Source organism: Variovorax sp. GW823-FHT04B03 (assembly GCF_058796495.1).
Genome location: NZ_JBXAIT010000001.1, coordinates 1,168,332 through 1,185,102 on the forward strand (window position 1 = coordinate 1,168,332; position 16,771 = coordinate 1,185,102).

A 16,771-nucleotide genomic window follows, 5' to 3' on the forward strand; every position below is an offset into this window, starting at 1 on the left:
CGCACCGATGACGCCCTCCTTGCTCCAGAGAATCGCCGAGGTGCGTGGCGATGCGCCGGCCACGCGGCGCGCGATTCTCGACCTGATCCTCGAAGACCCCGACCGCGCGCTCGAAGAGAGCTTCGAGCAGCTGGCCGAGCGCTCGCGCAGCTCGGTGCCCACCATCATGCGCACCTGCCGCGACCTCGGCTTTGCCGGGCTGCGCGAGTTCAAGCTCGCGCTCGCGCAGGAGCTGGCGCTCGGCGGCTCGCCGCTGCACCGCCGCGTCAACATCGAAGACGCCGCCGACGAAGTGGTCGGCAAGATCGCACGCAGCGCCGCGGCCTCGGTCTCGGGCGTGCGCGGCCAGCTCGACATGCAGGTGCTCGACGGCGCGGTGCGCGCCATCGCGGCGGCGCCGCACGTCGACCTGTACGGCGCCGGCGCCACCTCGTGGTTCATGGCCAACGACCTGCAGGCGCGGCTGTTCCGCCTCGGCCTCTCGGCCAACGCCTGGGCCGACTATCACCTGCAGCAGGTGGCCGGCGCGGCGCAGCGCCCGGGCGGCGTGGTCATCGCCATCTCGCACGTAGGCGGCATGCCCTCGCTGCTCGACGCGGTCGACATCGCACGCGGACAGGGCGCCCAGGTGGTCGCGCTCACGCGGCCGGGCACGGCGCTCGCGGCCAAGGCCGACTTCCTCATCGGCCTGTCGGTGCCCGACGACGCGGTGATGCATGTGGGCATCGATGCCTACCTCACGCACCTCACGGTCATCGAGATCCTCACCGTGCTGGTGGCGCAGCGCCGCGGCGAGCCCGCCGTGCAGCGCCTGCAGCGCGCGCGCGAGGCTTTCCAGCGCCACGGCATCGACGCCACCACGCACCCGCTGCAAAGCTGGGATGGCGGCGGCATCAACACGAAAAAGGGAGACAGCGAACCATGAGCGACACCCAAGCCGTGCTGCTCGAAGCCGGCCTCGTGGTCGACGGCTCGGGCGGCCCTTCGTGGCCCGGCGACGTGCTGTTGCAGGGCGACCGCATCCTGGCGCTGGGCGACGGTCTGCGCGCGCGCCTGCCTGCAGGGTTGAACATCGCCGACGTCGACGTGGTCGACTGCCGCGGCAAGGTGATCGCGCCCGGCTTCATCGACGCCCACACGCATGACGACGCCATCGTGCTGCGCGACCCGCTGTGCCTGCCCAAGGTGTCGCAGGGCATCACGACCGTGGTCACGGGCAACTGCGGCATCTCGCTGGCGCCCTACCGCACGCCGCAGTCGAAGCCGCCGCTCACGCTGCTGGGCGCCGACTCGTTCAAGCACGCGACCATGGCCGAGTACCGCGCCGCGGTCGATGCGGTGCAGCCTGCACTCAACGTGGCGGCGCTGGTGGGCCACACCACGCTGCGCTTCGCCGCGATGCAGGCGCTCGACCGGCCCGCCGACGGCGACGAGCTGGCGCGCATGGAAACGCTGCTCGACGACTGCATGGCCTCGGGCGCGCATGGCATGTCGTCGGGCCTGTTCTACGAAGAAGCCTTTGCCGCGCCGGCCGAAGAGGTCACCGCGCTCGCGCGCGTCGTGGCGCGCCATGGCGGCGTGTACGCCACGCACCTGCGCAGCGAGATGCAGCAGATCATCGAAGCGCTGCACGAGGCCGGCGACTCGGCCTTCAGCGCGGGCGTGCCGCTGGTCATCTCGCACCACAAGTGCGCCGGTCCCGCGAACTGGGGCCGCACGAAGGAGACGCTGCCACTGATCGAGGCGCTGTCGCAGCGCCAGGAGATCGCGATGGATGTCTACCCCTATGTGGCCGGCTCCACCGTGCTGCGCGAAGACCTGGTCGACGGCGTGATCGACGTGCTGCTGACCTGGTCCGACCCGCACCCCGAGATGACCGGCCGCCTGATCTCGGACATCGCGCGCGAGTGGGGCACCACCGAGCAGGAAGCCTGCCTGCGGCTGAAGCCCGGCGGCGCCTGCTATTTCCAGATGCAGGAAGAAGACGTGGAGCGCGTCATTGCGCACCCGCTCACCATGATCGGCAGCGACGGCCTGCCACACGACCGCCATCCGCACCCGCGCCTGTGGGGCGCGTTCCCGCGCGTGTTCGCGCGCTACTGGCGTCAGCGCAAGCTCTTCACGCTGGAGCAGGCGGTGCACAAGATGACGGGCATGACGGCGCGCAACCTGCGCATCGCCGATCGCGGCCTGTTGCGCGTCGGCACCATGGCCGACGTGGTGGTGTTCGACCCCGAGACCATCACCGACACCGCCACCTACGACAAGCCGCATGGCGTGAGCCTCGGCGTCGAGCGCGTGTTCGTGAATGGCGTGCTGGCCTACCGCGGTGGCGAGGGCGAGGCGAAAGTGCTGGCGCGCGCAGGACGGATGTTGACGCGCGGGGGGTGAGCGTTCAGGGCGCGGGCCCAGGCCACCGGGTACTTCCCTCCGCGAATGTCCCCCGGCCTGCGGCCTCCTCCTTGATTTCGCTGCGGGAAGCACCCAGTGTCCTGGGCCCGCCGGGCGCCGTCGCTGGGTTGGCCGATCAACCAACGCCTTCAAACAGACGGGGCGCAGCGCGCGAACCCTACGAGGCTTCTTCTTCCGGCTGCGCCTGGAACATCCGCGTGAAGTCGCAGCACGCCTGCGCCAGCATCACGATCGACGAGGTGAGCGCGCTGCGGTGCTCGCCCTTGTGCATGGCGACGTAGCGCACCACGGGCAGCGCGGGCGTCACGTCGAGCACCTCGAGCATGCCGGCGTCGACCAGCGGCGCGAGGCATTCGCGCGGCAGGTAGCTCACGCCCAGGCCCGACACGGTGAGGCCCGTGAGCGCCACGAGGTTGCTCACCACGATCGCGTTGGCGGGCTGCACGCCCTGGTCCTTCATCCATGCGTCGTAGGCGCGGCCGGTGCCCGAGTTGTTGCCCTGCACCAGCATGCGGTGGCGCGCCAGGTCGTGCAGGCGCACGGTGCCGGTGGCCGCGGTCGAGGGAATCACGCCGGGCTTGCACATCCACGCGCTCTTCACCCGGCCGATGACCTTGCTCTGCATGCGCGAGTCGGCGAAGGTATGGGGCACGATGACCACGTCGAGCTCGTCGGCCAGGAGCTTGTCGCGCAGCTGCAGGCTGTCGTCCACGTCGGGTTCGAGGATCACCTTGGGGTAGTGCTGCTGGATCAGGCCGACCAGGCGCGGCAGCCACGTCATGGCGGTGAGCTCGGTCACGCCCAGGCGGATGCGCCGCTCCACCACGCCGGGCTTGCCGAACTGCTCGACGGCGGCGTCGCGCTGGTCGAGCAGCTTCCTGGCGAGCACGAACATCTCTTCGCCCTTCTCGGTGAGGCGCGCCGTGCGCTGGCTGCGGTCGAAGAGTTCGGTGTCGAACAGCTGCTCCAGCTCGTGCACGCGCTTGGAAATGGCCGACTGCGAGGTGTGCAGCTGGTTGGCCGCCTGCGCGAAGCCGCCCAGCCGGGCGATCCAGTACAGGGCTTCGAGTTGCTTGAAGGTCATCACGGCGGGCGGCTCCTGAAAGAAAGAACGCTTTTCTTCATGCGATTCGATCACAAAAAATCGCTTTTAGAAATTCGTCGGGACGCAGAAGATGCGCGCCAGGCCACCGTCATTGCAACCCAAGGAACACACCATGGACTTCAAACTGCCTCTCGCACCTGTCGCATGGGCACTCGCCCTCGTCTTCGCCTGCGGCGCCGCCAGCGCGCAGGACGCCGGCACGCTGCGCAAGATCAAGGACAGCGGCACGATCCAGATCGGCGCGCGCGACAGCCAGATCCCGTTCTCGTACAAGCTCAGCGCCGACAGCGCGCCCATCGGCTTCACCAACGACATCTGCCTGAAGATCGTCGACGCGGTGAAGGCCAAGCTGGGCCTGCCGAAGATCGAGGTGCGCTACACCATGCTCAACTCGACCAACCGCATCCCGCTGCTGCAGAACGGCACCGTGGACCTCGACTGCGCGACCACCACCAACACCACGCAGCGCCAGGCGCAGGTCGACTTCGCACCGAGCCACTTCGTCACCAACATCACGGCCGCCGTGAAGAAGAGCTCGGGCATCAACGCGCTGCCCGACCTCAACGGCAAGAACGTGGCCACCGTCTCGGGCAGCACCTCGATCCAGCTGCTGCGCGGCGCGCGCAAGAGCGGCACCATCGAGGTGAACGAGATCGCGGGCAAGGACACCTCCGACGGTTTCCTGCTGCTGTCCACCGGCCGCGCCGATGCCTACGTGCTCGACGACGTGCAGCTGGCCGGCATGATCGCCAGCGCCACCAACCCGGGCGACTACAAGATCCTCAAGGAGTCGCTGCGCCAGGAGCCCTACGGCATCATGCTGCGCAAGGACGACCCCGAGTTCAAGGCGCTGGTCGACGAGACCGTCAACGGCCTCATGAAGTCGGGTGCCATCGAGCAGCTGTACACCAAGTGGTTCCTCTCGCCGATCCCGCCGCGCAACGCGAACCTCAACTTCCCGATGACGGACGCGGTGCGCGAGATCTACAAGAACCCCAACAACAAGGGCGTCTGACACCATGGCAGCCACACGTGCGGACCTGCCCCGAGGCGAGCTCCTTTCCGATGCGCTGATGCGCCAGGTGCGCGAGCGCTTCCTGGGCATCGAACGCGACCACCACGGCCGCGAGCGCCTGTACTTCGACAACGCCGGCGGCTCGTTCCGGCTCAAGGCCGCGGTCGAGCGCTTCGCGCAGGTCGACGCCATTCCCGACAACGCCGAGCGCATCCACGCCACCGCCGTCGAGCTGCAGGCGATGCAGGCGCGCGGCGCCGACGACCTGCGCACGATCCTCAACGCCACGGGCGGCAGCGTGTACCCCTCGCTCACCGCTTCGGGCGCCATGTTCGACATGGTGCGCGCGGTGGCCGAGAACGTGCCGGGCACGAACATGGTCACGACCGCGCTCGAGCACCCCTCGGCCTTCGACGCCATGCGCCTGTATGCCGAACGCCTCGGGCGCGAACTGCGGGTGGCGAAGAGCAACCCCGTCACCGGCGGCGTCGATGTGGACGCCATCGTGGGGCTGGTCGACGAGAACACCTGTGTGCTCAACGTGATCCATGCGTCGAACATCTCGGGCGCCAAGCTCGACATGGCAGCCATCGTGCGGCGCGCGCGCGAGATCAAGCCCGACCTGTACATCCTCGTCGATGCCGTGCAGCACGCGCCGCACGGCGTCATCGACCTGCAGCAGACGCCGGTGGACGGCATCAACCTCGCGCCCTACAAGTTCTTCGGCTGCCGCGGCTCGGGCTTCTCGTGGATGTCGGAGCGCGCGGCTGCATTGCCGCACCACAAGCTGGCTGGCAAGAAGCCCGGTCATTGGGAGCTGGGCAGCTCGGCGCCGTGGCAGTTCGCGGTGCTCACCGAGATCGTCGACTACGTGGGCTGGCTCGGCGGCCACTTCACCGACGCGACCGACCGCCGCGCCCGCTTCGTGGCGGGCATCGAGCGCATCGAGCTGCACGAACGCGCGCTGCTGGCGACGCTGCTCGACGGCACCGCGCAGACGCCGGGCCTGCGCGCGCTCGACGGCGTGCAGGTGTTCCTCGACCACGAAGACTTGACGCAGCGCGACCTGATCCTGGGCATCGGCTTCGACGGGCTCGACTGCACGCAGGCCGTGGTGGAGTACGGCCAGCGCGGTGTGACGGTGTACGAGCGCGTGGCCAGCAGCATCTACTCGAAGCGGATGCTCGAATCCTTCGGGCTCGAAGGCACCGTGCGGGTGTCGCCGCTGCACTGCCACACGATGGGCGAGATGGAAGCCTTCCTGTGCGTGACGCGCGAGATCGCGGGCGCTTTCACGCCCGCAATCAGCGCGGCGTAGGCCGCGCCAGCGCCGCGCAGGCCGGCGTGTCGTTCGCCTGCCGCAGGTAGGCGAGCAGGTCGGCGCGCTCCCGCGGGTCGGGTACGCCGTCGTAGGTCATGCTGCTGCCCGGCACCATCGCGAGCGGGGCGCTGAGGAAGCGGTCGAGCGTCTTGTCGTTCCACACGATGCGCGACTTCTTCATCGCCTCCGAATACGCGAAACCCGGCACGCTGCCGGCGAGCCGGCCGAACAGGCCGCAGTGGCGCGGTCCGACCCGGTCGGTGGCCAGCGCATGGCAGGCCTGGCAGCGCGCGTAGACCTGCTCGCCGCGCACCGCATCGGGCGTTGCGGCAGCCGCACAGGCCCATGCGGCCAGCAGGCTCGCAGCGAGCCCGCGCCCCGCACGGCTCACGACACGAACGCCGAAGGCACCGGCGCCTCGCCGAGCGCCTGGCGCAGCACGGCCCAGTGCATCGCCTCGTCGCCGAGGATGCTGGCCGCGGCCTTCGACAGCTCGCGGTTGCCGAACAGCGGCACCGCGCCCAGGTAGGCGCTCACGGCGCCTTGTTCAAGCTTCGCGGCGAAGCGCAGCACGTCGGCCTGTGACTTGAGCTGTTCCACCGGGAAGTCGTAGCGCGCCTTGGCCGCGACGGCCTTGCCGCCGAGCTTCGCGATGGTCTTGGCCAGCACGTCCGCATGTTCCTTGTGGTGGCCCTGGAAGGTCACGGCGAGGTCGAGCACGGGCTTCTCGAGCAGTTTGCTTTCCGCGCCGAGCTGGTAGGCCGCGATGGCTTCGAACTCGGCGCCGAGCGCGGTGTTGAGGATCTGCACGTCGTTGCCGGTGGCGCCACCGCTCTTCGCGGCGAGCGCGTCGCGCCCCGCCAGCAGCGCCACGGCGGCGCCCGACAGCATCAGGCCGGAGTGGCCGAGAAAGGCGCGCCGCGCGGCGGCCGGGGTGGGCATCAGGAAAAAGGACATGGTGGGGTCTCCTCGGGGGTGGTGGTTGTGGGAAGAATCAAGGCAGCGCCGCCAGCACGCGCGCCACGATGCGGTCGCAGCGCGCGCCGTCGAACGCGAAGGCATCGCCCGTCGCCAGGTCGATGTCGCGCGACAGGCTTTCGCGCAGCAGGCTGCGGGCGCGGAAGAAGCGCAGCCGCACCGTGGCCTCGGGCAGCTGCAGCGCCTCGGCGGTTTCGCCGACGCTGAGTTCCTGCACCGCGCGCAGCACGAACACGGTGCGGTAGGCGTCGGGCAGCCGGTCGATGCGGCGCTCCATGAGTCGGCGAAGGTCTTCCCGCATGGCGAGGCGCTCCGGTTGGCGGTCGGGGTCGTCGGCGAGCTGCGTGTCGGGGGCATCGTCGTCGTCCCCTGCAGTCGCGCCGCCGTCGAGCGGAATCACCTGCGCACCGCGGCGGCGCAGGCGGCCCAGCGCCTCGTTGATGACGATGCGCACCAGCCAGGTCGAGAGCTTCGCTTCGTCACGGAAGCCGCCGATGGCGCGCCAGGCCCGCAGGTAGGCGTCCTGCAGCGCGTCTTCGGTGTCGGCGTCGCTGTGCAGGATGCTGCGCGCGGTGCGAAACAGCAGCTGGTTGTGGCGCCGCATGATGCGCGCGAAGGCCTGTGTGTCGCCCTGCGCGGCGCGTGCGGCCAGTTCGGCGTCGGACGCGTTCGCGTCGGCATCGGCAGTCAGGGGCAGGGCGGTGGGCGGCATGCGGTGAGTTCCTTCTGCCCATTGGATGGCGCACCCCCGCGCCGTGTTGCAACTTTCTTTTTTGCCTTTCAGACCATCGTCTGCCATTCGATCGTGCACAGCCGCTCGTCGACCACGCCGCGCACGCCCGCGATGCCCTCGGCCGCCACGCGCGCCGCGTCGCGCTCGGCCTCGTTGCCGACCATGCCGTGGTACATCACGATGCCGTTGTCCACCGACACATGCGACCACGCGCGGCTCCACCAGGTCTGCCGCTCCAGTTCGGCCACGAGACGCGCCAGGATCTGCGCGTCGTCGCACGCATCGGCGCTCGCGGTGTCGGCCTCGGCCTGCCGCAGCAGTGCCTTGACCAGGTCGCCGCTCGTCACGATGCCCACCAGCCGGCGCCCGCGCACCACCGGCAGGCGCTGGATGCGGTAGGCGGTCAGCAGCTGCGCGACGCGGGCCAGCGAGAGGTCTTCGGCGATCGACACCGGCTCGCGCGTCATGAGGTCGGCCGCGCGCAGGGCGTGCGCGCGCACGTAGTCGCGCGGCGGTGCGGTGCGCTGCACCCAGCGCTGCCACCACGGATGCAGTGGCGCGCCGCCGGGCTCGGCTTCGTAGCGGTGCAGCAGGTCGGACTTGCTCACGATGCCGACCACCTCGCCCTGGTCGAGCACCGGCACGCCGCTGATGTGGCGCGCCAGCAGCAGCGCGCTGATGTCGCGCACCGGCGTGTCCGGCGCGACGGTGAAGACCGGCGAGGTCATGACGTCCTGTGCATTCATGATGAAGCTCCTTCCTGCGGCCCGCGCGGGGCCTGTGGTGCCTGGGGTGCCTGCTGCGCATCGACGCGCGCGATGTTCTGCTGGTGCGACACCAGCATGGCCGTCAGCTCGCTGTGGATGTGCGCGTCGACGATGCGCGGCAGCAGCGCCTGCAGCTTGCGCACCACCCAGCCCTGGCCGCGGTTGAGCAGCGCCAGGCGCGCGCCCAGTTCCGGCACCGCCATCGCGCGCTCGTAGAAGGCGCCGGTGCGTGTGCTGGGCGTAGCGGCCAGCGACTGGATCGCGTCGATCAGCACGCCGCACCAGCGCACCTCGTCGCGGTGGATGTCGGTCACCAGGCGCTGCAGCGCGGGGTCGTCGGTCTCGGCGGCGCTGCGCAGCGTGATGCGCGCGCCGGCGCGCTCGGCTTCGAGCAGTTCGTTCAGCGCGGCAAGCAGTGCGTCGCGGTCGCCGGCTTCGTGGTAGGCCGCGTCGAGCTCGTCGGCGTAGCAGACCGGCGAGGACACCTCCACCCGCTCGGGAAAACGCAGCCCCTGCGCGCGCAGCGCGGCGGGCGTGTCGGCGAAGGGCGCGGCGGCATCGTCGGGCGGGCAGGCGTGGGGCATGGGCGGCAGGGGACGCATGGGGCGGGGCTCCTGGAAACGTGTGCCTGCCCATGGTGAACCGATGCTTCTCTCCAAGCCAATGAATGTTCATTGCAAATGAGTGCAAAAAAACTAATATGAATCCGATGGACATCGGCCTCGCCCGCACCTTTCTCGAAGTCGCGGCCACCGGCAGCTTCGTGGCCGCGGCCGAGCGGCTGCACCTGACGCAGACCGCCGTCAGCGCGCGCATCCGCCTGCTCGAAGACCAGCTCGGGCGGCGCCTGTTCGTGCGCAACAAGGCCGGCGCGCGGCTCACCGCGTCGGGCGAGCGCTTCGTGGCCCACGCGACCACGCTGGTGCAGGTGTGGGAGCGCGCACGCCAGCATGTGGCGCTGCCGCCGGGGATCGAGGAGGGCGTGAGCGTGGGCAGCGAGCCCAGCCTGTGGCATCCGCTGCTGGCCGACTGGCTGATCTGGATGCACCGCGTCTGCCCCGAGATCGCGCTGCGCGCCGAGGTCGACAGCGCGCAGCGCCTGCTCGACGCCGTGCAGGGCGGCGCGCTCGACCTGGCCGTGCTCTACAACCCGCCGCAGCGCCCCGGCCTCGTGGCCGAGCTGCTGGCCGAGGAGCGGCTGGTGATGGTCACCACCGACCCCGAAGGCCGGCTCGACCGCACGCGCTACGTGTCGGTCGACTGGGGCCCGGCCTTCGCGGCCAACCACGAGGCGGCGTTTCCGGAACTGGCCCATGCGCCGGTGTCGATCTCGCTCGGGCCGCTGGCGCTCACCTACCTGCTTGCGGTGGGCGGCGCGGGTTACTTCCGCATCGGCGTCGCGCGGCCCTTCCTGGCCGACGGCCGGCTGCGGCTGGTGGAGGGCGCGCCGGAGTTCTCGCATTCGGCGCACGCCGTGTATGCGCCGCAGCGCGAGAACGAGACGCTGGCGCGCGTGCGCGCCGGGCTGCGGCTGGTCGCGGCGGCGGAAGAGGGGTGCCAGGGCGGCGGCGTGCATTCGCCGGCTTGAGGCGCCGTCCTGCATCGCCGGGTGCTACTTTCAGGTACTTACGCTCGGGCCACCGGGACTCCGACAATCGGACGCATGCCACCCCGCGCAACGCGGGGAAGAAAAATAAGTTCGGGGAGTTTCATGTCCAACCACGGCAGCGTGCCTGTGCGCATGCGTTCGTCGTCACCATCCGCTGACCGCAGCGCCCTGTGGGCCGAGCTGAGCCAGACGGCGCGGCTGTATCGCCTCGAAGCGCCGAGTGCTTCGTCGTCCTCCAACAGTGCCGCACGCGAGAGCATCGATGCTTTGCGCGTGGAAGGCTGGGTGCAGCGCGAGGCGGTCTCGCAGCTGTTCGAGCTGCGCATCGTGTGCCTGAGCCTGCGTGCGGACCTGGCGCTGTCATCGCTGATCGACCAGCCGCTGACGTTGGTCACCGTGCTGGCCAATGGTTCGCTCGCACGACGCACCGGCCTGATCCGCGCCGTCGAGTCACTCGGCGCCGACGGCGGCCTGGCCCGCTACCGCCTCACGCTCGTGCCCTGGCTCTGGCTGGCCACCCAGCAAGGGCGCAGCCAGGTCTTCCAGCAGCGCAGCGTGGCAGACATCATCGAACGCGTGCTCGCGCCGTATGCCGAGGCCGGCAGCTGGGCCTTCTCCTCCGAAGTGAACGGCTTCCTGGCCGACGCCCCCGTTCGCACCTACTGCACCCAGTACCGCGAGAGCGACTACGACTTCTTCTCGCGCCTGCTGGCCGAAGAAGGCCTGGCCTGGCGCATCGAGGAAGACGCCCAGGCCCCGACCGGCCACAAGCTCGTGATCTTCTCGTCGAACGACACCCAGCCCGCCGATGCAGGCTCGCCCGTTCGCTTTCACCGCAAGAGCTCGCAGGAACGCAGCGATGCCGTGCAGGCGCTGGTGCGGCGCATGCGCCAGTCGGTGGCCCAGGTGCACCTGAGCGCCTGGAACGTCGACGGCAAGCGCCAGCTCACAGGCAGCGCCCCGGCGCGCTTTCCGGTCGGTGGCAAGAACGCCCCGCGCCTGGAATACGACGACGTGCTCGGCCTGAACGACCGCAGCCGCGGCTGGGACACCAACCGCACCGTCGAGCGCTACGCGGCATTGATGATGGAAGCGGCCGAATGCCGCGCCGACCTGATGCTGGGCCACAGCACCGTGCGCACCTTGCGCCCGGGCACGCGCCTCGAGATCGACGACGCGCCCGCGCTGGGCTTGCAGGCCAGGCCCGCGCTGCTGCTGGACACCATCGAGCATGTGGGCATCAACAATCTGCCCAAGGACACGGTGGCATCGATTGCGGCGCAGCTGGGTGCATTGACGGAACACCTCGTGTTCGACCAGCCCTGCGCCCCTGTGACGGCCGAAGCCGACGTGTTCGGGCTGGTGTCTGCAGCAGTGGCAACGAGCAACGACAACCACATCTACCCGCAGCCCCAGAGCCTCGCAACCGCCCAGGCCCAGGGCTACGCCAACAGCTTCTCCGGCGTGCACGCCCCACGCCCCTGGCGCCCCGCACTGGCCGCGGCCGATGGCGCCCGCCTGCACGCCAGGCCCACGGCCAGCGGCGTGCACAGCGCCATCGTGGTCGGGCCTTCGGGCGAGACCTCGCCCAATGGCGCCGACGAGCTGTACTGCAACGACCGTGGCGACGTGCGCGTGCGCTTCCACTGGCAGAACGGATCGAGCGACAACGGCAACAGCAGCAGCAATGGAGACAACGCCCAGGACAACCGCAGCACCCGCTGGATCCGCGTGGCCCAGCGCCAGGCGGGCCCCGGCATGGGCTGGCAGTGGCTGCCGCGCATCGGGCAGGAAGTGCTGGTCAAGTTCGTCGACCTCGATGTGGACCAGCCCGTCATCGTCGGCGCGCTGTACAACGGGCGCGGCGACGGCGGCCTCGCCCCCACGCCCGGCGGCGCGTCACGCGACAGCGAACAGGGCAGCACCGATAACAACGACGTCTTCGCCCAGGCGAGCAACGCCTCGCCCAGCGCCCAGGCCAACCTCGCAGCGGGCCACGCCCCGCCCTGGCACGGCGCCAGCGCCGACGACAAGGGCCACCGCAACGCCGCGGCCCTGAGCGGCTTCAAGACCAAGGAGTTCGGCGGCGAGGGCTTCAGTCAATTGGTGTTCGACGATTCGAACCAGCAGCTGCGCGTGCAGCTGCACGCCAGCACCGCCCACAGCCAGCTGAACCTGGGCCACCTGATCCACCAGGCCGACAACTTCCGCGGCAGCTTCCGAGGCCAGGGCCTGGAGCTGCGCACCGACGGCTATGCCGCCCTGCGCGGCGGCAAGGGCGTCTTGCTGAGCACGTACCACGGCGCAGGCGGCCACAAGCTCGAGCCCGTGGGCGACTTCGCCGCCGGCATGGCGCTGCTCAAGCAGGTGCAGCAGCTGGGCCAGGCCCTGAGCGATGCGGCCAGGACCCACGAGACTGTGCAGTTGGCAGGGCACATCGGGGCCGGCAAGGCCAACGAATCCCAGCTCGACAAGGAGCGCGCCCCCTATGCCGCGATGGAGCGCACCGCCAGCGGCATGGTGGCGGCCGATGCGCTCGACACTGCCTACGCAGATGCGGCAGACAAGGCCATCGCCACCGGCGAAGGCAAGGTGCCGCACACGAGCGATGCCGTGATCGCACTGGCCGCGCGCGGCGGGCTGGCGATGGTGGCGGGCCAGCAGCTGCAGGTCGTCAGCGGCGAGACCGCCACGCTGGCCAGCGGCGGCGACATCAACCTGGCGCTGGCCGATGTGCTGCGCGTGCACAGCGGCCAGGCCATCGGCGTGCTGGCCGGGGCGCAGAAGGCCGATGCGGACACGGGCCTGTCGGTCATCGCGGGCAACGACGACCTGGACTTCCAGGCGCAGCACGACGAACTGCGCGTGCAGGCCAAGGAGGCCCTGAAGATCGCCAGCACCGACCAGACGGTGGAGTTCGCGGCCAAGAAGAAGATCCGCATCGCGACGGCGCAGGGCGCGTCGATCACGCTGCAGGATGGGGACATCACTTTCGAGTGTCCGGGGAAGATCACTTATCACTCGGTGCAGCGGAAGTTGGCCGGGCCGGTGCAGAAGAGCTACCCGCTGCCGGCATTTCCCAAGAGCATCTGCGTGGCTTGCCTCCTGAAGTCGCTCAAGTCGGCGCCAGCCTTCACCCAGGTGGAGTAACGCACGATGAACCTGATCGACAAGCACGCGCCCGGATGGATCGACGCCCTGTTTGCGGACGACGGCCCTCTTGCCTCCGGCACCGAGGGATTTCGCTACGCCTTGATCGATTGCGCATTCGCTCCGCAATGCCATCAGCTGCTCGAGAGCCACCTGGGCTCCGGCTCTTGGCGGTCGCTCTACGAGAACATGCCCGGCGCTTCGGATGAAGTGATCCAGCATTCACCCGTGCTGCTGAACATCGATGCCGGCGAGAGGCCCTTGCTCGATCGTGTGCTGCTGCTGACGAATGGCTTGCCGATGCTCAGCTTCATCCGCTCGAACGAACCGCTCGAATCGCTGTTCGAACGCCTGAGCCCCTGGTGCATCGTGAATGCGGACGGGCAGTATTTCGTGCTGCGCTTTCCCGACACGCGCCGCCTGCCGGATGTGCTGGCCGCGCTGTCTCCGTTGCAGCAGATGGCGTTCTGCGGTCCCGGAGCCACATGGCATTTCCGTCGGCGCGACGCCAGCTGGAGCACTTTCCTTGCCCCGGGGAAAATGGCATCCACGTCGCTGGCTCCATGCGCACCGGTACTCGATGGTGATCAATGCGCGGTGCTCATTGCCGGCAGCGAAGCAGATGAAGTGATCGCGAACCTGCTTCAACTCTCGCCAGCCTACGAAGCGCAGCACCGGCCCTCGGTGCTGCACGCACTGGCCGTATGCGGGCTCGTCGCAGCCGATGCCATGCAGTTCGACACGGTGGCGCAAAGGATGAGGCTGTGTGAAGTTTTTTGGCAGCACCCCGAACTCAGCCACGGCGCTGGCCCGGACCATGAAGCGCTGCGCGCCTTGATGGTCTAGCGCATTGCCACAGGAACAACAGATGATTCTCAAAAACTGGCTCCTTCCCCTCGCGTTTCTTGCATCTCTGGCTACGGCAGGATGTGCCACTGGTCGTGCTGACACGGTTCCAGCCTCGGTCAGCGGCGTCAACTACACCGACCAGGACATCCGTTACCGGCTGTTCGATCCCAAGGACCCGAAGCAGACCGTGGTCGCCTCCGAAGAGATCGGCCCATTCGCCGCAGGGGGCGTGATCTGTTGCTACAACGTGCCGAAGATGTGGGCGCCTGGCATCCAGGTCGGTGTGATCCTGCAGAGCTACGACAACAAGGCGGGCGATTACCGGCCGCGCCAGACCTTCATCGTCGATCTGCCGCCTTACGACAAGAGCGGCAAGGCAGGGGATGTGTGGTTCATCAACTATCCCGATGGAACGGTGGGGGTTGTTTCGACCGCCTATCGTCCCAATGGCGACGAGTGGCCCGGGAAGATCAAGGGGTGGCCCAAGCCTTCATTGGCCTTTCAACGTGAGTTGTGGGAGCGAGACATGCGGTTGGCGCAGGAGAGTCTCAACGCAAGCAAGAAGTCCATGGATGAATTCAATCAGGACCCATTGGCGTCTCTCAAGAAGACTTGGGACTTCTACTTGGAAGAGCGAAAGCAAAAACGACCTCCCAAAGAACTCCAGATGTTTACTGGCCCAGCCGACCCGGAATTTCTCATCCACGAACGCCAGTGGAAGGAAAAATCACTGGAGTACTCCCGCGAAAAGGTCGAGCACCTCATGAAGGTGAAGCCATGACTGCGCAGCTCATTTCTTCTCTGGATGAGCTCGCTTTTTCAGATCTATTGAATCGAGAACGATTTTTCGGAGAGAAACAGAGTGAACGCATCAAGAGAAATTACGAGATAGGTCGGGAGTTGCGCCCCATCGGTCAGCCCGGCAAGTCCTGCGACGTGAACCTCTTCATGGGCTTCTTCTTCGACGGCACGCGCAACAACTACGATCGCAGCACCAGAGAAAAGGATCACACGCACTCCAACGTCGCACGCCTGTACGGTGCCTATCCGGGCCAGCACGTGCCCGGGGTGCCAGCCGACCCCGATGCGCAGTGGACCACGAACCCCGACAACTACCAGCAGTTCTTCAAGGTGTATGTGCCGGGCGTGGGGACGCCCTTCACGCAGGTGGACGACAGCGGCACCGGCAAGGACGCGTTGCTGGGCAACGCCACGGCGCTCTACGGCGAGCGCCGCATCCTGTGGGCGTTGGCGCAAGCGCTCAACTGCGTCTACCGCTACCTCACCCGAAGCGGCAACGGACCAGGGCTGTTCTCCACCGAAGAAGTGCTGAAGTTTTGCAAGGCCTTCGACCTCGGGCGGGAGGAACTGCTGGAAGCGGGCAAAGGGTCCGCCGACAAGCGCCAACGCGAGAACAAGAATCGCCGGACGCTCGAAGCGATGCTCAACAAGCTGCACGAGTCGGTCAAGCCGCACATGATCGATCCCACAACGGGTCAGTGCAGCAAGGTTGATCCGGGGCGCGTGCAGCGCATCTTCGTCAGCGCATTCGGCTTTTCGCGAGGTGCGGCGGAGGCACGGGTTTTCGTCAACTGGTTCCTTGCGATGTGCGAGATCGATGCTCAGCTCCGCGGGCAGACCGGGCCGACACTGGCCTCGTTTCCGGTGACCTTCGACTTTTTGGGACTGTTCGATACCGTCGCGTCGGTCGGTGTGGCGGCCTCGTCCCTTTTCGCCGACGGCCATGGCGGCTGGGCTGACGCTGACACGTCGATGCGCATCCCGGCCGACGTGCCCTGCCTGCACATCGTGGCCGCGCATGAGTTCCGTCGCAGCTTTCCATCGGATTCCATTCATGTCGGCAATACGTTGCCTGAGAACTCTCGGGAGTGGGTGTGCCCTGGCATGCACTCGGACGTCGGCGGAGGCTACATGCCGAAGGAGCAGGGCAAGGGGATCGATGAGGCGGGCGAGGACATGCTTTCGCGCATTCCTTTGGCCCTGATGTACCGCGAAGCACGAATCTTGGGCGTGCCCCTGAAACTGGAACTGGCACGCCCAGTCATCCAGAAGCAATTCATGGTCGCCAAGGACCTGATCCGGGACTTCAACGCTTACCTTGCCGTATGCCAGGTCAAGGAAGGCGTGCTGCGCGACATCATGGCGGAGCAGCGCAAGCTGTTCATCCAGTGGCGCAAGTCCTGGGCTGGCCACGCGGCCACGATGCCGTTCGTTTTGCGCGCTTCGAAGGAAGACCAGGCGGACCTCAAGTCGGCCGACGAGCAGTTCGTCAAGGAAGTGAAGGACTTCGAAGCCTGGCTCAAGAAAAAGAAGCGGATCAGCGGCCGCAACAGCCCCGACGGCACGCCGCACGAAGTCGACAACGTGCCTGGCATCGATTCGGAGCGGGTCGGCGAGTGGGGCCGCATCGAGCCGTACTGGAACGAGCCCGTGCTCACCAGCAAGCTGTTCGAAGACCGCGTGCACGATTCGCACGCATGGTTCAAGCTCACCGGGCCCGAAGCGGCCGAGTTCAAGGAGCAGCTCGAAAAACTGGTGGCCCGGAAGAAAAGAGCGGACGAGGCGCGCGGGCAGATCGATCCACCCAGAGGCGGAGCGCCCGCCGGGCTGACGCGCCGGCAGGAGCAATGGGTGAACCTGTACCTGACCAAGGGCGAGTACGCGCCCGAGTTCACGGAAGGGCGCGAATGGTATGCATGGGGGGCCGGCTACCTGCGCTACCGCCGTGTGTATGCGGGCGCGGACGAGACACGGTTGACCCAGAACCGTCGGCCCGCCGAAAGGGCTTCGCCGGAGCCGATGATGGCCTGA

15 protein-coding genes are annotated in these 16,771 nt (G+C 68.1%); 9 read left to right on the forward strand and 6 right to left on the reverse strand.

Features of this window, described 5'->3' with window-relative positions; all coding sequences use genetic code 11:
- The first annotated feature begins 7 nt into the window (after positions 1–7).
- Both AC1RAD_RS05250 and AC1RAD_RS05255 read left to right on the forward strand, forming a co-directional pair.
- A complete protein-coding gene (locus tag AC1RAD_RS05250) occupies positions 8–925 on the forward strand; it encodes a MurR/RpiR family transcriptional regulator (RefSeq protein ID WP_487847887.1) in 918 nt (305 codons plus the stop codon).
- On the forward strand, positions 922–2,391 hold the full coding sequence (locus tag AC1RAD_RS05255) for an N-acyl-D-amino-acid deacylase family protein (protein ID WP_492734124.1): 1,470 nt from the start codon (positions 922–924) through the stop codon (positions 2,389–2,391). Before AC1RAD_RS05250 ends, AC1RAD_RS05255 begins: the two co-directional genes overlap by 4 nt.
- A 178-nt stretch (positions 2,392–2,569) precedes the next feature.
- Here AC1RAD_RS05255 and AC1RAD_RS05260 read toward each other — a convergent pair whose 3' ends face one another.
- Positions 2,570–3,496 (reverse strand): LysR family transcriptional regulator, encoded by a 927-nt coding sequence (locus tag AC1RAD_RS05260; protein ID WP_062481847.1) that lies wholly within the window; start codon positions 3,494–3,496, stop codon positions 2,570–2,572.
- A 133-nt stretch (positions 3,497–3,629) separates the two neighbouring features.
- Here AC1RAD_RS05260 and AC1RAD_RS05265 point away from each other — a divergent pair, with 133 nt between their 5' ends.
- A complete protein-coding gene (locus AC1RAD_RS05265) occupies positions 3,630–4,532 on the forward strand; it encodes an amino acid ABC transporter substrate-binding protein (RefSeq protein WP_159275028.1) in 903 nt (300 codons plus the stop codon).
- Positions 4,533–4,536: 4 nt separating this feature from the next.
- Entirely contained in the window at positions 4,537–5,850 is a 1,314-nt protein-coding gene (locus tag AC1RAD_RS05270; protein ID WP_159275027.1) for an aminotransferase class V-fold PLP-dependent enzyme, read from the forward strand.
- Here the strand turns inward: AC1RAD_RS05270 and AC1RAD_RS05275 are convergent.
- From AC1RAD_RS05275 to AC1RAD_RS05295, 5 genes are all read right to left on the reverse strand, one after another.
- On the reverse strand, positions 5,837–6,244 hold the full coding sequence (locus tag AC1RAD_RS05275) for a c-type cytochrome (protein WP_174254450.1): 408 nt from the start codon (positions 6,242–6,244) through the stop codon (positions 5,837–5,839). The genes AC1RAD_RS05270 and AC1RAD_RS05275 overlap by 14 nt on opposite strands.
- Positions 6,241–6,810 (reverse strand): ferritin-like domain-containing protein, encoded by a 570-nt coding sequence (locus AC1RAD_RS05280; RefSeq protein ID WP_159275026.1) that lies wholly within the window; start codon positions 6,808–6,810, stop codon positions 6,241–6,243. The genes AC1RAD_RS05275 and AC1RAD_RS05280 overlap by 4 nt, the downstream gene beginning before the upstream one ends.
- Positions 6,811–6,847: 37 nt before the next feature.
- Complete coding sequence (locus tag AC1RAD_RS05285) at positions 6,848–7,543, reverse strand: RNA polymerase sigma factor (protein ID WP_159275025.1); 696 nt, start codon at positions 7,541–7,543, stop codon at positions 6,848–6,850.
- A gap of 68 nt (positions 7,544–7,611) precedes the next feature.
- On the reverse strand, positions 7,612–8,310 hold the full coding sequence (locus AC1RAD_RS05290) for a CBS domain-containing protein (protein ID WP_492734125.1): 699 nt from the start codon (positions 8,308–8,310) through the stop codon (positions 7,612–7,614).
- Entirely contained in the window at positions 8,307–8,933 is a 627-nt protein-coding gene (locus AC1RAD_RS05295; RefSeq protein ID WP_235944304.1) for a DUF6306 domain-containing protein, read from the reverse strand. Before AC1RAD_RS05295 ends, AC1RAD_RS05290 begins: the two co-directional genes overlap by 4 nt.
- 107 nt (positions 8,934–9,040) lie before the next feature.
- On the opposite strand from AC1RAD_RS05295, the gene AC1RAD_RS05300 reads away from it, so the two are divergent.
- The 5 genes from AC1RAD_RS05300 to AC1RAD_RS05320 all read left to right on the forward strand — a co-directional run bounded on the left by AC1RAD_RS05300 (position 9,041) and on the right by AC1RAD_RS05320 (position 16,771).
- On the forward strand, positions 9,041–9,919 hold the full coding sequence (locus AC1RAD_RS05300) for a LysR family transcriptional regulator (protein ID WP_159275065.1): 879 nt from the start codon (positions 9,041–9,043) through the stop codon (positions 9,917–9,919).
- Between the two features lie 123 nt (positions 9,920–10,042).
- Positions 10,043–13,090, forward strand: coding sequence for a type VI secretion system Vgr family protein (locus AC1RAD_RS05305; protein ID WP_492734126.1), 3,048 nt, complete (start codon positions 10,043–10,045; stop codon positions 13,088–13,090).
- 6 nt (positions 13,091–13,096) lie between these two features.
- Positions 13,097–13,936: a DUF4123 domain-containing protein gene (locus AC1RAD_RS05310; protein ID WP_159275022.1), complete on the forward strand. Its 840-nt coding sequence runs from the start codon at positions 13,097–13,099 to the stop codon at positions 13,934–13,936.
- A 22-nt stretch (positions 13,937–13,958) separates the two neighbouring features.
- Entirely contained in the window at positions 13,959–14,720 is a 762-nt protein-coding gene (locus AC1RAD_RS05315) for a DUF3304 domain-containing protein (protein ID WP_159275021.1), read from the forward strand.
- The gene (locus AC1RAD_RS05320; RefSeq protein WP_159275020.1) at positions 14,717–16,771 is read left to right on the forward strand and encodes a T6SS phospholipase effector Tle1-like catalytic domain-containing protein; all 2,055 of its coding nucleotides are present in this window, start codon (positions 14,717–14,719) and stop codon (positions 16,769–16,771) included. Before AC1RAD_RS05315 ends, AC1RAD_RS05320 begins: the two co-directional genes overlap by 4 nt.

Coding starts and splice junctions, on each gene's coding strand:
- AC1RAD_RS05250 (WP_487847887.1), top strand. CDS start 8: ATGACGCCCTCCTTGCTCCAGAGAATCGCCGAGGTGCGTGGCGATGCG.
- AC1RAD_RS05255 (WP_492734124.1), top strand. CDS start 922: ATGAGCGACACCCAAGCCGTGCTGCTCGAAGCCGGCCTCGTGGTCGAC.
- AC1RAD_RS05260 (WP_062481847.1), bottom strand. CDS start 3,496: ATGACCTTCAAGCAACTCGAAGCCCTGTACTGGATCGCCCGGCTGGGC.
- AC1RAD_RS05265 (WP_159275028.1), top strand. CDS start 3,630: ATGGACTTCAAACTGCCTCTCGCACCTGTCGCATGGGCACTCGCCCTC.
- AC1RAD_RS05270 (WP_159275027.1), top strand. CDS start 4,537: ATGGCAGCCACACGTGCGGACCTGCCCCGAGGCGAGCTCCTTTCCGAT.
- AC1RAD_RS05280 (WP_159275026.1), bottom strand. CDS start 6,810: ATGTCCTTTTTCCTGATGCCCACCCCGGCCGCCGCGCGGCGCGCCTTT.
- AC1RAD_RS05285 (WP_159275025.1), bottom strand. CDS start 7,543: ATGCCGCCCACCGCCCTGCCCCTGACTGCCGATGCCGACGCGAACGCG.
- AC1RAD_RS05290 (WP_492734125.1), bottom strand. CDS start 8,310: ATGAATGCACAGGACGTCATGACCTCGCCGGTCTTCACCGTCGCGCCG.
- AC1RAD_RS05295 (WP_235944304.1), bottom strand. CDS start 8,933: ATGCGTCCCCTGCCGCCCATGCCCCACGCCTGCCCGCCCGACGATGCC.
- AC1RAD_RS05300 (WP_159275065.1), top strand. CDS start 9,041: ATGGACATCGGCCTCGCCCGCACCTTTCTCGAAGTCGCGGCCACCGGC.
- AC1RAD_RS05305 (WP_492734126.1), top strand. CDS start 10,043: ATGTCCAACCACGGCAGCGTGCCTGTGCGCATGCGTTCGTCGTCACCA.
- AC1RAD_RS05310 (WP_159275022.1), top strand. CDS start 13,097: ATGAACCTGATCGACAAGCACGCGCCCGGATGGATCGACGCCCTGTTT.
- AC1RAD_RS05315 (WP_159275021.1), top strand. CDS start 13,959: ATGATTCTCAAAAACTGGCTCCTTCCCCTCGCGTTTCTTGCATCTCTG.
- AC1RAD_RS05320 (WP_159275020.1), top strand. CDS start 14,717: ATGACTGCGCAGCTCATTTCTTCTCTGGATGAGCTCGCTTTTTCAGAT.